At 37.5% G+C, this 15679-nt stretch carries 13 protein-coding genes; all 13 read left to right on the top strand.

Annotation, left to right across the window (positions count from 1 at the left end):
- The first annotated feature begins 64 nt into the window (after positions 1 to 64).
- Positions 65 to 2008, top strand: coding sequence for a stage V sporulation protein D (locus C8270_RS15560; RefSeq protein WP_106497712.1), 1944 nt, complete (start codon positions 65 to 67; stop codon positions 2006 to 2008).
- Positions 2009 to 2112: 104 nt separating this feature from the next.
- Complete coding sequence (locus C8270_RS15555; RefSeq protein ID WP_106497711.1) at positions 2113 to 3585, top strand: UDP-N-acetylmuramoyl-L-alanyl-D-glutamate--2,6-diaminopimelate ligase; 1473 nt, start codon at positions 2113 to 2115, stop codon at positions 3583 to 3585.
- A complete protein-coding gene (locus C8270_RS15550; RefSeq protein ID WP_106497710.1) occupies positions 3586 to 4950 on the top strand; it encodes a UDP-N-acetylmuramoyl-tripeptide--D-alanyl-D-alanine ligase in 1365 nt (454 codons plus the stop codon). It begins immediately after the preceding gene.
- Between the two features lie 35 nt (positions 4951 to 4985).
- Positions 4986 to 5972 (top strand): phospho-N-acetylmuramoyl-pentapeptide-transferase, encoded by a 987-nt coding sequence (gene mraY / locus C8270_RS15545; RefSeq protein WP_106497709.1) that lies wholly within the window; start codon positions 4986 to 4988, stop codon positions 5970 to 5972.
- The gene (murD, locus tag C8270_RS15540) at positions 5969 to 7315 is read left to right on the top strand and encodes a UDP-N-acetylmuramoyl-L-alanine--D-glutamate ligase (protein WP_106497708.1); all 1347 of its coding nucleotides are present in this window, start codon (positions 5969 to 5971) and stop codon (positions 7313 to 7315) included. The genes mraY and murD overlap by 4 nt, the downstream gene beginning before the upstream one ends.
- 130 nt (positions 7316 to 7445) lie before the next feature.
- Positions 7446 to 8558 (top strand): stage V sporulation protein E, encoded by a 1113-nt coding sequence (gene spoVE, locus C8270_RS15535; RefSeq protein WP_106497707.1) that lies wholly within the window; start codon positions 7446 to 7448, stop codon positions 8556 to 8558.
- Between the two features lie 179 nt (positions 8559 to 8737).
- Complete coding sequence (locus tag C8270_RS15530) at positions 8738 to 9526, top strand: cell division protein FtsQ/DivIB (RefSeq protein ID WP_106497706.1); 789 nt, start codon at positions 8738 to 8740, stop codon at positions 9524 to 9526.
- Complete coding sequence (locus C8270_RS15525; protein ID WP_106497705.1) at positions 9510 to 10211, top strand: DUF881 domain-containing protein; 702 nt, start codon at positions 9510 to 9512, stop codon at positions 10209 to 10211. Before C8270_RS15530 ends, C8270_RS15525 begins: the two co-directional genes overlap by 17 nt.
- Before the next feature lie 5 nt (positions 10212 to 10216).
- Positions 10217 to 10945, top strand: a complete 729-nt coding sequence (locus C8270_RS15520; protein WP_106497704.1) for a DUF881 domain-containing protein — start codon at positions 10217 to 10219, stop codon at positions 10943 to 10945.
- A 2-nt stretch (positions 10946 to 10947) separates the two neighbouring features.
- Complete coding sequence (locus C8270_RS15515) at positions 10948 to 11316, top strand: small basic family protein (protein ID WP_106497703.1); 369 nt, start codon at positions 10948 to 10950, stop codon at positions 11314 to 11316.
- A gap of 152 nt (positions 11317 to 11468) precedes the next feature.
- Positions 11469 to 12749 carry a cell division protein FtsA gene (ftsA, locus tag C8270_RS15510; protein ID WP_106497702.1) on the top strand — a complete coding sequence of 427 codons (1281 nt, stop codon included), beginning with the start codon at positions 11469 to 11471 and terminating at the stop codon, positions 12747 to 12749.
- Positions 12750 to 12804: 55 nt separating this feature from the next.
- Positions 12805 to 13947: a cell division protein FtsZ gene (gene ftsZ / locus C8270_RS15505; RefSeq protein ID WP_106497701.1), complete on the top strand. Its 1143-nt coding sequence runs from the start codon at positions 12805 to 12807 to the stop codon at positions 13945 to 13947.
- A 788-nt stretch (positions 13948 to 14735) separates the two neighbouring features.
- A complete protein-coding gene (spoIIGA, locus tag C8270_RS15500; RefSeq protein WP_106497700.1) occupies positions 14736 to 15656 on the top strand; it encodes a sigma-E processing peptidase SpoIIGA in 921 nt (306 codons plus the stop codon).
- The last annotated feature ends 23 nt before the right edge of the window (positions 15657 to 15679 follow it).

The raw sequence follows: 15679 nt of genomic DNA, 5'->3' as shown, positions 1-15679 counted from the left end.
GTTCTATTCATATTTCTTCGTTCATATAGTGGATACAAGCCTACCTATGAAAAGGGGATGGAAGATGAAACGTGTATCTGCTGTTACCGTAAGAAAACGAATAGTCACTGTTTTTCTCTGTGGATTATTCGTGCTCGCAGTCATTATTATTCGTTTAGGTTATGTCCAATTTATAATTGGTGACAAGTTAATGGCCAAAGCGAATAACTCTTGGACAAGGGATATTGAATTTCAGCCAGAACGAGGTAGAATTTTAGACATTAATGGTGATATATTGGCTGAAAATGTATCTGCTCCTTCCGTTGTACTAGTGCCGAGACAAATAAAAAATCCACAAAAAACAGCTGAACAACTAGCGGAGATTTTAGATTTATCAGTAAAAAAAGCATACGAATACGTTACCGAAAACAGTTCACAGGTAAGTATTCATCCAGAAGGGAGGAAAATTTCCGAAAAACAGGAAGAAACAATCCGAACACTTAATCTTGATGGTGTTTATTTGGCGAAAGATTCAAAGCGAAGTTACCCAAATGGGGACGATTTAGCGCATGTTTTAGGCTTTGCTGGTATTGATAATCAAGGATTAATGGGCTTAGAACTCTATTACAATGACAAACTTAATGGAGAAAAAGGAAGTTTATCATTTTACTCGGATGCTAAAGGAAAGAAACTAGAAGATCTAGCCGACATTTACAAGCCACCTGTCGACGGTCTGGATTTAAAAACGACTATTAACTCCAAAGTGCAAACCATTATGGAACGGGAACTTGATTTAGCTGTAACAAAATTTAATCCTGATGGCGCTTTGGCAATCGCAGTGAACCCAAAGACAGGTGGAATACTTGGTATGACATCAAGACCAAACTTCGACCCAGAAAATTATCAGGAAGTTGATTCGGAAATATTTGACCGTAATTTGCCGATCTGGAAAACATATGAACCTGGATCAACATTCAAAATTATTACCCTTGCCGCAGCTTTAGAAGAAGAACAGGTGGATCTAAAAAAGGATACATTTGATGACGATGGTTCTATTTCAGTTGGCGGAGCAAATTTGCATTGTTGGAAAAGTGGGGGACATGGCCACCAAACTTATTTAGAGGTCGTGCAGAACTCCTGCAATCCAGGTTTTGTTAACTTAGGATTAGAACTAGGTAAAGAAAAATTATTTTCCTATATCAGAGATTTCGGCTTTGGTAAGAAAACAGGAATTGATTTACAGGGTGAAGGTAATGGGATTCTATTTAAGCCAGAAAATGTCGGTCCAGTGGAGCTAGCAACGACGTCATTTGGACAAGGTGTATCTGTTACCCCAATTCAGCAAGTCATGGCAGTAGCAGCTACGGTGAATGGTGGGTATTTATACAAACCCCATATTGCTAAAGAATGGATTGACCCACGAACAGAAGAGGTTGTTGATGCCGTTGAGACTGTTACGAAGGATAGAGTTATTTCTGGCAAGACTTCTAAAGAGGTACGTCGTGCATTAGAGAATGTTGTAGCGAATGGTTCTGGTAGACCAGCATATGTTGATGGATATCGCGTAGGTGGAAAAACGGGAACAGCTCAGAAGGTTGGTCCAGATGGTAGGTATATGCAAAATAACTATATTGTTTCATTTATCGGGTTTGCTCCTGCAGATGATCCGGAAATTGTTGTCTATGTTGCAATTGATAATCCGAAAGACACGGTTCAATTTGGTGGAGTGGTAGCTGCACCAATTGTTGGAACGATTATTGGTGATAGTTTACGAACATTAGGTGTTGAGCCAAGAGAAGGTGGACTTGAAAAAGATTATCAATGGCCAGATCAACCGAAAGTGGAAGTACCGGATTTAGTCGGTTTGAAAAAGGGTGAACTAACCGAATACATGACAAACCTATCGATTGAAACAAATGGTTCAGGCGATTATATTATTGATCAAGCACCACAGCCTGGAACGAAAGTGGAACAAGGCTCAAAAATCAGAATTTATTTTTCCGATAAAAAAGATCGTGAATCGGATTAAATTTTGCTATAATCAATTATAAAAGAGGGTGGATCCACCCTCTTAAAAACGTATCCATATGAGAATACATATGTAGGATATTTAATTTAGTTAGGATGTTTAACATGAAAATAACTGATATTCTTTCCGTATTGCCATTCTATGACGTTACGAACCTAATGGAGGGCATGGAAATCAACACCATCGAAATGGATTCCCGTAAAGTAAAAAGTGGTGATCTATTTGTCTGTATTAAGGGATATACAGTTGATGGACATGATTATGTTCAACAAGCTGTCAACAACGGAGCAGTTGCTATTCTAGCAGAAAAAAGACTAGAAGTGGATGTGCCTGTTATTATTGTTGGAGATACATCACGTGCTGCCGCAATGCTCGCAACTAAATTTTACAATTACCCGACGAGAAAATTCCCGCTTATCGGTGTTACGGGAACAAATGGAAAAACGACGGTTACCTATCTGTTGGAGACCATATTTAAACAATTTAAAAAGAAAACCGGTGTAATTGGAACAATCCAGATGAAAATTGGTGATGATAGCTATCCAGTGAAAAATACGACACCAGATGCATTGTTTTTACAAAAAGTATTTGATCAGATGGTAAAGGATAACGTCGAAACAGGCATCATGGAGGTATCATCCCATGCGCTTGATCAAGGGCGGGTATTTGGTTGTGAATTTGATATAGCGATATTTACGAATTTGTCACAAGATCACCTCGATTATCATAAAGATATGGATGATTATTTACGTGCCAAAAGTCTTTTGTTTGCACAGTTAGGGAATACTTATAACGATAAACAGAAAAAATTTGCTGTTATCAATCAGGATGATCCGGTAAGCAAAATTCTAAAACGCAGTACGGCACAACATGTATTAACTTATGGTTGTAAAAATGAAGCACAGATTATGGCGACTGATATACAATTAGATGTAACTGCAACAAACTTTATTTTAAAAACGCCGATTGGTGAAATAGCAATTAAAAGCAAACTTATTGGTATGTTTAACGTATACAATATGTTGGCGGCAAGTGCCGCGGCAATTGCTGCGAATATTCCACTAACTACTATTAAAACGGCATTGGAAAATATAACCGGTGTTAGTGGGCGTTTTGAACCGGTCCTAGCAGGTCAATCATTTGCTACATTAGTGGATTATGCTCATACACCGGATTCGCTGGAGAATGTGTTACAAACAATTAACGGCTTTGCAAAGCAAAAAGTATATGTAGTTGTCGGCTGTGGCGGGGATCGTGATAAAACAAAACGTCCGTTGATGGCAGAAATTGCATTAAAATATGCCGATCGAGCAATATTTACATCTGACAATCCACGAACAGAGGATGCACAGTCCATTTTGGATGATATGACAGAGGGGTTAGAACAAGATCATTTTGATGTGATTACGAACCGTAAAGAAGCAATCTTTAAAACAATTGAACTTGCAAAAGCTGATGACATTGTGTTAATTGCCGGCAAGGGACATGAAACATACCAGCAAATTGGGGATGTGAAATATGACTTTGATGATCGGCAAGTAGCTCGAGAAGCAATTCAAGCTAAGGAGAATAAATAAATGTTATTTACGACAAATTGGCTTACCAGCTTTTTTACTGATTTTAAAGGGGCAGCGTTAGATGCTATTTCAATTGATGCTGTTACAACTGATAGTAGAAAAGAAACAAAAAAGGCATTATTTATTCCACTCGTCGGTGAGAATTTCGATGGGCACGATTATGTCAAGCAGGCATTTGATAATGGTGCTGTAGCGGTGATGTGGAACAAGCAAAAAGACTTGCCAACCTTTTTGCCAACTGATTTTCCGGTGTTTTTCGTTGATGATACACAAAAGGCATTACAGACGTTAGCGGCAGCATATAGAGAAGAAGTCAATCCCATTGTAATTGGAATAACTGGATCGAATGGGAAGACTACAACAAAAGATGTCACAGCGGCTGTAATGGCTTCAACATATCGGACTCATTATACAGAAGGAAATTTTAATAATCACATCGGATTGCCATTAACGGTTTTGTCGATGCCGAATGAAACAGAAGTACTTGTACTGGAAATGGGAATGAATCATTTTGGCGAAATAGAAGAGCTTTCTAAGCTTGCAAAGCCAGATTATGCAATCATTACGAATATTGGCGAGTCCCATATCGAATACCTTGGATCACGCGAAGGTATCGCAAAAGCAAAACTAGAAATCACACAAGGCCTGAAGCAAGATGGTTACCTCATTATTGATGGTGATGAAGATTTATTGCAACCACTAGATAAAAAGCTTAATGTTATAACATGTGGTTTTCACCGTAATAATGATGTCGTTATTGAACAATCTACGATAAATCAGGACGAAACTGTTTTTGTTTTGTCTGATGGATATGAATATAAGATTCCGTTATTAGGGAAACATCATGCTAAAAATGCAACGTATGCCATTACACTTGCATCTCAGTTGGGAATATCTAGGGAAGTAATTATACAGGCATTACGTACATTGGAATTAACATCCATGCGTTTTGAAATGTTAACTGGTACGAACGGTGTATCAGTTATTAATGATGCCTACAATGCTTCACCGACATCAATGAAGGCGGCGATTGAGGTCGTCAAGCAAATGGCTGGCTTTAACGAAAAGGTCCTGATTCTTGGAGATATGTTTGAACTCGGGCAACAGGCTGATGATTTACACCAATCCGTCGCAGCTGTCATCGATGATTCTATAACAGCTGTATTTACTTTTGGCGAAAAGGCCGCATTAATTTCCCAAACAGTTAATCGAGAAAACACTTCTATTGATTGTAATCATTTTACAACGCGCAAAGAATTGACAGATGCCATAGAAGGTTACTTAAAACCGGAATCACTTTTATTGTTTAAGGCTTCACGTGGCATGCAGTTTGAATCGTTTGTTAACGCAATAATACATCCATAAGTTATATGGACGGTTTTGTACAAGGAGGAGAAACAGTGAATATATGGGCATTAATCATAACAATTGGAATCGCATTTCTAATAACCGTCCTTTTATCACCAATAGTTATTCCATTTTTACGACGATTAAAGTTTGGACAAAGCATTCGTGAGGAAGGACCAAAATCCCATTTAAAGAAAACAGGCACCCCTACAATGGGCGGTGTAATGATTGTCATTAGTGTTGTTGTTACATCACTGATTATGGTTAGTAAAATTAGTTCCACCCCGATTGGATATCAGCTTTGGTTATTAATTTTTGTTATCGTGGGATATGGCTTTTTAGGTTTTTTAGATGATTTTATAAAAGTTGTAATGAAACGTAATTTAGGACTGACATCAAAACAAAAAATGCTTGGTCAAATTATAATTGCACTTGTCTTTTATTTTATTTTAAAAGCGAATGATTTCCCAACATATATCCAAATCCCAGGCACAAACATTCAATGGGAATTAGGATGGGGCTATGCATTACTAATAGTTTTTATGCTAGTAGGTGCATCGAATGCTGTTAACTTAACAGATGGGTTGGATGGCTTATTGGCAGGTACAGCGGTAATTGCTTTTGGGGCCTTTGGAATATTAGCATGGTATGGCTTTCCACAAAGTGAAGTACTCATATTTGCTTTGGCGGTTGTTGGTGCGTTACTTGGATTCCTTTTATTTAATGCACACCCAGCAAAAGTATTTATGGGCGATACAGGTTCATTGGCACTAGGAGGGGCAATTGCAGCTATTGCTATCCTGACAAAATTGGAAATCATTTTAGTTATTATTGGTGGCGTTTTTGTAATTGAAACATTATCCGTTATTATTCAGGTTATTTCATTTAAAACAACAGGTAAACGGGTGTTTAAAATGAGTCCATTACACCATCATTACGAACTGCTCGGGTGGTCTGAGTGGCGAGTTGTAACAACTTTTTGGCTGATTGGACTTATTTTTAGTGCGCTTGGCATATATATCGAGGTGGGCTTGTCTTGAAAAAACTAACAGATTTTCCTTATGCACATGTGCTTGTTTTAGGTTTAGCTAAAAGCGGAACAGCAGCAGCTAAATTATTACTTCACAATGATAAGCATGTACGAGTTAATGATGTGAAGGCATCTGAGGATGATGAAATTGTTAAAAAATTAATCAAGACAGGTGCTGAAGTTATTGTAGGATCACACCCGCTTTCTGCCTTGGAAGGTATCGAGATTGTCGTTAAGAACCCAGGGATTCCATATGATAACCCAATTGTTAAGGAAGCACAAAAGCGCAATATTCCAGTAATAACGGAAATCGAACTAGCTGGAAACATCGTTGAAGGGCCAATTATCGGAATTACGGGTTCGAATGGCAAAACAACAACAACCATGCTGACAACTCAAATGCTTGAGGCAAGCAAACAAGGGGTTCAGATTGCTGGAAATATTGGGACTGTTGCTACTGATGTTGCCAGTACATTAAAACCACATGAAAGATTAGTTGTAGAGCTCTCTTCGTTTCAATTAATGGGTATCCAAACGTTCCAGCCTAAAGTTGCCGTTTTGTTAAATATTTTTGAGGCACATTTGGACTATCACGGTACATTTGCCAACTACAAAGAAGCAAAAAGTAATATTTTTAAAAATCAAGATAGTGATGATTATCTCGTTTATAATGCGGAAGAATCAGTTGTTGTCGATGCTGTACAACATGCAAAAGCAACGAAAGTTCCTTTTTCTGCCAAAAGACGGATGGAAAATGGTGCATGGGCTGATGATAGAAGCATTTATTTTAAAAGAGAAAAAATAATTGATTTAGCAGAAATTGTACTCGTCGGTGAGCATAACTTAGAAAATATTTTAGCCGCAGTTAGTGCAGCTAAATTAAGTGGTGCAACAAATGAGGGGATTCAAGCAGTTTTGACAACCTTTTCTGGCGTAAAGCATCGATTACAATATGTTGATACGATTAACGATAGACTTTTTTATAATGATTCAAAAGCGACGAATATTTTAGCGACACAAAAAGCATTATCATCGTTCCAGCAGCCAACTATATTGCTTGCAGGTGGATTGGATCGTGGCAATGGCTTCGCTGATTTATTACCGTATCTTAATAACGTTAAGACGATGGTATTATTCGGACAAACGAAAGAAAAATTGAAGGAACTTGCTGATGAAGCGGATATTCTTTCAGAGCAGGTGGACGATTTGGAATCGGCTGTTAAAAAAGCGTACGAAATCTCAAATCCTAATGATGTTATACTATTGTCTCCGGCGTGTGCTAGTTGGGATCAATATCGTACTTTTGAAGAAAGAGGAGACATGTTTATACAAGCTGTGCATACATTAATGTAGGGGCTTGTTTCAAATTTGGCAGAGACAAGAAGACGAAGATCGGATTGCTATTATTCTAATGCGGTCCTTCGACTTGAATAATGATATGAAATAATGCCCCGATTCCAATCATGGATATGGGGTGTTTCTATTGTTTCGAAATTTATTTAAGCAGCAAAATGCACCAGATTATACACTACTTGGTGTCATTCTAGCATTATTACTTGTTGGCATTGTGATGGTTTATAGTTCATCCTATGTGTGGGCCGAATATAAGTATGGAGACAGTATTTTTTATTTGAAGCGACAATTATTGTTTACTGGTGTTGGTCTCGTTGGGATGTTCTTGATCATGGCGATTCCTTATGGTACGTGGCATAAATATGCGAAAGTTATATTGTTTAGCTGTTTTGTATTGTTACTACTTGTATTAGTTCCAGGAATTGGAATGACAAGAGGTGGGGCGCAAAGTTGGATAGGAATTGGGGCATTTAGTATACAACCATCAGAGTTTATGAAGCTTGGGCTGATTATTTATTTGTCTGTCTATTTGGCAACAAATCAAAAATACATTACTTCGTTTAAAAAGGGTTTTTTACCGACACTATTGCTTGTGTTTACTGTGTTCGGATTAATCATGCTGCAGCCGGACTTAGGAACAGGTGTCGTACTTGTTTTAACGTGTATGGTCTTAATCTTTACTGCTGGTGCTAAATTGTCACACTTCATTGGGCTTGGATCTCTTGGACTTGTAGGCTTTTTACTGCTGATCATTTCTGCACCATACCGGATTAACCGTATAACTGCTTTTTTAAACCCGTGGGAAGACCCACAAAACACTGGGTTCCAAATTATTCAATCACTTTATGCGATTGGGCCAGGTGGATTAATGGGGCTTGGATTAGGGGAGAGTATACAAAAATACTTTTATCTGCCTGAACCGCAAACGGATTTTATTTTCGCGATTCTTGGTGAGGAACTTGGTTTTATCGGTGGAACAGTCGTGATTGGACTTTTTGGGCTGTTGTTTTGGCGAGGAATAAAAATCTCACTAGCTGCACCAGATCCATTTGGACGCTTCTTGGCACTTGGAATAGTATCGATGTTAACAATTCAAGTGATGATCAATATCAGTGTTGTGATCGGGCTAATTCCGGTTACTGGGATAACGTTACCTTTCTTAAGTTATGGTGGATCCTCGCTGACATTAACACTCTGTTCGGTTGGTGTATTATTAAATGTTAGTAGGTATTCAACGTTATAATAGAGAAAAAAAGGATTTAATGTCCATGTGATAAAATAGATCTAATAATTTTATAAAACAATAGGTAATGTGTACTACATATCCACACATAATCTATGATATAATTTTTGTAACAAGTGAAACGGCATTTTTATTGTGCCGTTTTTATTTGTTAATTTATGGATAAAGGAAGAAATAGAATGGGCAAAAAGAAAATTGTTTCGATTGAAGACCGAATCCCTAAATTGAAACAAGCTCGGAAAAAGAAGGCAAACAGAAGATTAATATTTTATCTATCTATTTTTTTCCTATTGATAGCGATCATTGTTTATTTGCAATCGCCATTAAGCCATGTGAAAACAATCACGGTCACTGGTAATCAATTTGTGTCGGACAAAGAGGTTATTAATCAAAGTAAACTAACAACCAAAACAAATATATGGACAATTAATGAATCGAAAATAATAGATGTGCTGAAAAAAAATCCTTCCATTAAATCTGTCAAAATTGAGAAACAACTCCCGTGGACGGTTGACATTCAATTGAACGAATACGAACGGGTAGGCTATGTGAGTAATAATGGTGTCTATTACCCGGTATTAGGAAATGGACAAATATTAACAGAGTTAAAGCAAAAGACGGCCAATGGGGATGCGCCACTATTAATGAACTTTTCGGACAAGTCTTATTTACACAAGATGACAAAAGAATTACAAAAGCTACCAACAAGCATTTTAAACATTATCTCGGAAATTCATTGGAAACCAACAGATGAAAATAAATATAAAATTTTACTTTATATGAATGATGGCTATCTTGTTGACGGAACGATTAGAGGTTTTTCGGAAAAAATGAACGTTTATCCATCTATTGTGTCTCAACTTAATCCGGATAATAAAGGGATTGTTCATATCGGGGTTGGTGCTTATTTCGAATCATTTGATAAGGAATCCCAAGAAGAGGTTGCAGACGATGAAACTGAGGGGTAAACATACTGTCATTTCGGTTATTCTGTTGATTTTTGGCTTTTTCGTGACGTATAGCTTTCAACAAGCAGCGGAAAATCCCAAGGTTGTCCAATTGTCAGAGAAAACATGGGATGAAAATTATCAATTTCGCCAACAAGCAATTGACTTAGTTGATAAAAATAAACAGCTACGGGACGAATTGGAAGGAAACTTACAAAGAATTCAGGAATTGGAAACTAAATTTGCCAATCAAGAGGAGCTGATTGGCAAATATGTTGAACAAAAGAAGCGATTGCAAATTTTAAATGGAGATCTAACTATTAGTGGAGATGGTATCACGGTTACGTTGCATGATGCCAACTATATCCCAAATGAACAAAATGCGAATGATTATATGGTACACGAAAGTCACATACATAAAATTGTTAACGAACTGTTTAGTGCAGGTGCAAAAGCAGTAGCTATTAATGGACAACGCGTATTAAAAGATACATATATAGCATGTGTCGGACCTGTGATAACGGTTGACGGTGTAGAATATCCTGCGCCATTTGTTGTGCGTGCAATCGGTGATCCTGACGTTCTCTATCCAAGTATTACATTAACAAATGGAGTTCGCGATCAATTAGTAAATGAGAATATTGAAGTCGATGTAAGCAAGGAAAATAATCTGGTAATAAATGGCGAGCATACAGGGGAACAGTGATTCGTATGAAACCGAACTATAAATTAACCGTATTGATTGTGTTTGCACTTGCTGGTTTTATTGTTGCCATATCGTTTCAGTTTTTACAAGAACCAGAAGACAAAGATACAAGAGACACAAGGGATGCATGGGAATTAAAAGCTGATATTCAAAAGCAGCAAAAATTACAGCAACAATTATATGCTGATATTCAAGAATCAGAAACGACTATTAATAATTATGAGAAAGAGTCTGTAAATGAGACAATTGAAACGTTGAAAAAATCTGTCCAAAAACTAGAACAGGAAACAGGGTTTGTGGAAGCTGAAGGTAAAGGTATTGTATTTACATTAGCTCCACTGTTTCAAGATGATCCCAATAGACAAGCTTATCCAACAATGTCACCGGAACTTTTAAGCAGATTCATGAACGAGTTAAACAAGTACGGTGCTATGGATACAGCGATAGAAAACGAACGTATTATCAGTCTTACAGCGATACGGGAAGTTAATGGCAGTGTCTATGTCAATAACCATCCAATCCCTGCTCTTCCGTTTAAAGTTGCCGTCTTAGTTGATAATCCTGAAAAATTACAAAGCTACATTGAATATAGTAATATTCGCGATGCATTCGCCGCTGAAAATATCAATTTAACTAGCGTAACGAAAGAAGAGCTTACGCTTCCTGCATATGACCAGGAAATCCGCTTGAATTCAGTTGATGTACAAGATGCTAAAGAAACGGATGGAGAATAATAATGTGGTTACCTATTCTTTTTTTACTAGTTGGGGTTATGTTAGGATTACTAACAGATGTTCACATTCCAGAAGCATATACAAGTTATTTGTTAATCGCAATACTTGCGGTATTTGATACGCTATTTGGCGGTATCCGTGCTTATCTCGAAAAAAGTTTTGATGACAAAATTTTCATTAGTGGTTTTTTGTTTAATAGCATATTAGCAGCATGTTTAACTTTCATTGGTTTACAATTAGGAATTGATTTATATCTAGCAGCCGTATTTGCATTTGGTGTGAGACTTTTCCAAAATTTAGCGATTATTCGGCGTCAAGTAATTGAAAAGTATTATTATTTTAAGAAAAAGGAAAAAAGTAATGGAAAATAAAAGGAATATGAAGGTTTTTTGTAGAAATACTCTATATATCTTTTATTTTTATGTGTATTCCTTTAAGAATTTAATTTATAATAAGAGAATAGAAGAAATGTGAATCTATCTGATACATTTAATCAGATGCTTCTGAATTGGAGGTGCCTTACATGAACAACAGTGAAATACTAGTAAGCCTAGACGTAGGTACATCAAAAATAAAGGTTATTATTGGTGAAGTTTTAAATGATTCCTTGAACATTATTGGTGTAGGTTCTGCAAAATCAAATGGCATGAAAAAAGGTGCCATCGTTGATATTGACCAAACTGTACACTCGATCCGAAACGCGGTTGAACAGGCAGAACGCATGGTAGGAATGCAAATTGATCGTGTGGTTGTTGGTATTAATGGAAATCATGTTCAGTTGCAGGCTTGTCATGGTGTAGTAGCGGTTCAAAGTGAAAATAGGGAAATCGGTGATGAGGATATAACACGAGTGATTGATGGTGCCCAAGTTGTTTCCATTCCACCAGAAAGAGAAATTATTGATGTGATACCAAAGCAATTTATTGTTGATGGATTAGATGAAATAACGGATCCGCGAGGGATGATCGGGGTTCGATTGGAAATGGAAGGCACGATAATTACTTGTTCCAAAACGGTTCTGCACAATATTTTAAAATGTGTGGAACGTGCAGGGTTACAAGTAGCCGATATTTGTTTGCAACCACTTGCAGCTGGTTCCATTGCTTTATCCAAAGATGAGAAAAATCTTGGTGTTGCATTAATTGATATTGGTGGAGGTTGTACAACCGTATCCGTCTTCGAAAGTGATCATTTAGTATCCACAAGTGTCGTTCCCCTTGGCGGAGATAACATTACGAAAGACTTATCAATTGGACTTCGGACATCAACAGAGGAAGCGGAAGATATTAAACTAAATTATGGCCATGCTTTCTATGATGATGCACAAGAAGATGAAACATTTAACGTATCCACTATAGGTAGTAATACATCACAAACATATAATCAATTACAAATTGCCGATATGATTGAAGCAAGACTGGAAGAAATTTATGCGTATGCCGAACGAGAAATTAGACGAATGGGATACCATGAATTACCAGGTGGATACGTGCTTACAGGTGGTACAATGAAAATGCCTGGTGTATTAGAACTTGCACAGGATTTGTACCAATCAAATGTTAGAATGTCTTTACCAGATTACATAGGCGTTCGGGAACCACAGTTTACTGCTGGAGTAGGAATCTTGCAATTTGCTTATCGTAATGCGAAAATACAAGGAAAAGAATTATTTCCATCTGTACTTGTTAATGCTTATGAAGAAAATCCGAAACGAACAAAAAAACAACCAAAAGCTGAAGAAACTACAGGGAAAAAGAAGAAAGAATCTGGAATCGCTAATTTGTTTAAATACTTTTTTGATTAAGCGTTCCTATTATTCTAAAATTCTCGTAATTTTGCATATCTAGGAGGAACAATATATGTTAGAGTTTGATACGAACATGGATCAACTGGCCACAATAAAAGTTATTGGAGTTGGCGGCGGTGGAAACAATGCTGTTAACCGAATGATTGAACACGGTGTTGAAGGCGTAGAGTTTATCGCTGTTAATACTGATTCACAGGCGTTAAATCTATCAAAAGCAGAAGTGAAACTTCAAATTGGTGGGAAACTGACTCGTGGTTTAGGTGCAGGTGCAAATCCCGAAGTTGGAAAAAAGGCTGCGGAAGAAAGTAAAGAGCAGATTGAAGAAGTATTACAGGGTGCCGACATGATATTTGTTACTGCTGGAATGGGTGGCGGAACTGGAACGGGTGCTGCCCCAATTATTGCACAAATTGCCAAAGATTTAGGTGCATTAACAGTTGGTGTTGTAACACGTCCATTCACATTTGAAGGCAGAAGGCGATCCACCCAGGCTATTTCTGGTATTGATACATTGAAAAATAGTGTTGACACTTTGATCGTTATTCCGAATGATCGATTACTAGAAATAGTTGATAAAAACACACCTATGCTAGAAGCATTCCGAGAAGCTGACAATGTACTTCGTCAAGGTGTACAAGGTATTTCCGATTTAATCGCTAAGCCTGGTTTAATCAATGTTGACTTTGCCGATGTTAAAACTATTATGTTTGATAAAGGGTCTGCATTAATGGGAATTGGTATTGCAACTGGTGAAAACCGTGCGACAGAAGCCGCTAAAAAGGCAATCTCATCACCATTATTGGAAACGTCAATTGATGGAGCACACGGAATTTTAATGAACATAACCGGTGGAGCCAATTTAAGCTTGTATGAAGTTCAAGAAGCAGCAGATTTGGTAACATCGGCCGCTGATAATGAAGTGAATGTTATTTTCGGTTCAGTTATAAATGAGAACTTGAAAGATGAAATTATCGTTACTGTTATTGCTACAGGATTTGACGAAAACCAAAAAGTGGAACAACAACCAAAAAGCCGACCAGTTATTAATCATAAACAACATGCTGCAACTCGAGTAAACGAGGATATCCCACAAAGAGAGCCGCAAAGAGAGTCGGTTAACCAGCAACGACCTAAGCCAGAAGAAGATACATTGGATATCCCAACGTTTTTACGGAACCGTAATCGAAATAGGTAAACAGAGCAGGCAAAAAGAGCAAACGATGTAGATCCTCATCTACTCGTTTGCTTTTTTTATTAGATATTATTCAGGATGTTACTGCCCTCGTTAATTTCTTCACGCCCCCCCAAAAAAATACTATTTTAAATAAGTTTTATACAACCGACAAACTCTCCAATAACTTGTTAAAATTAGCCCTATTATGCTTACAAGAACTGACAGACTTTGCTGATCAAGTTCGCTATACTTCATATACAGTATTCATTTTCAGTAAATGAATCTATTTCAAAGACTCTTTTCGTAATCTTTGTTGCTTTATTAATTCGTAGGTGATAGAAATGCGACGTAACTAAGAAAGTGCTGTCCCACCGTTCCGGAAATACACTGGTATTGCATTTACTACCATTAACTATAGTAGTACGTGTTCTATAAAGTCGCATCCTACTACTTTACTAGTCCGGGTGAGTGGAGGGTGGTGACTTCTCGAAAAAGAAAGGCACTTTTTCTTCGTGCGATGTATCGCTGACGTAGCCTTCCTTGTCCTGCGGGAACAATGGTTTTCGGTGGGGCGAGTTAGCGCAGCCCCAGCACGTGTCTGAAGACTTCGAAGCGGCGGTTTTCCGCTTCGGAGGCTGAAGCCGTGCCCGCGGAAAGCGTAGTGTTTTCCCGTAGCGGTTGTCAAAGCTCGGAACTTGATTTCTAGTTATTGCACATAATCCTTCTATTGATTAAATAGCAACAGTCTTTTAAAAAACGCTATTTTAAATCCACCTTGATACTTTTTGATGCGGGAAAGGAAGAGTAGAGTGACTATTTATCTTGATGCTGTCTGGCTGTTGAATTTCCTGTTAGATATGATGCTCTTAATGCTTACCCAAATGTTAGCCAAAGATAGCACAAGAAAAATCAGGATATTTTTTGGCGCGTTTGTTGCATCCATGATTGTGCCAATTTCATTAATTTATCCGGAATCTATCATAACGACTACAGCCGGCAAAATTGTTTACTCTGTCGTAATTATTTTATGTTCATTCGGGTATTCCTCGTTCTATCGATTGTTGAAAATGCTTTTTTTATTTTACTTTACGACATTCTCTATTGGAGGTGGTTTGATAGCGGTACACTTTTTGTTTCAAAATCCAATTGGGTTTTCGTCCAATGGAATACTCACCTTTAATAAAGGATTTGGTGACCCTGTAAGTTGGCTGTTTATTATGATAGGGTTCCCGGTAATTTGGTGGTTTACGAAAGCTCGTATGGACAAGCACGCCATAGAGAAAATCCGTTATGACCAATTGTATCCTGTTACAATTCAGGTTAATAATCGAAGCAATTCAACTACCGGATATATTGATAGTGGGAATCAATTGGTAGACCCATTAACCAAAAAACCTGTCATCATTTGTGATGAACAATTTTTAATGCATTGGTTTTCAAAGGACGAATGGCTGCTGCTAAAAGACGCACAAGAAGAGTTGGATTTTGACAAAATTCCGGAGCGGTGGAAAAAGAAAATTCAATTAGTCCCATTTCAGGGAGTCGATGGTAAACGTCTATTCATGTTGGCAATGAAGCCAGATCAATTGATTGTATACTACGATGAGAAAAAAATTATGACAAATAAAATTCTAATTGGCATTCAATTTGCCGAATTAACGCATGATCAACGATACCATTGTTTATTACACCCACAAATTATAAAATTAGCTGCTGTTCATTCAGCATAGTTTAAGCAAAAGGATAGTGTTTA

Source organism: Lentibacillus sp. Marseille-P4043 (assembly GCF_900258515.1).
Taxonomy (GTDB): Bacteria; Bacillota; Bacilli; order Bacillales; family Amphibacillaceae; genus Lentibacillus_C.
The sequence above is the reverse complement of the archived record's forward strand: the minus strand, read 5'-3'. Positions and strand labels throughout refer to the sequence as shown.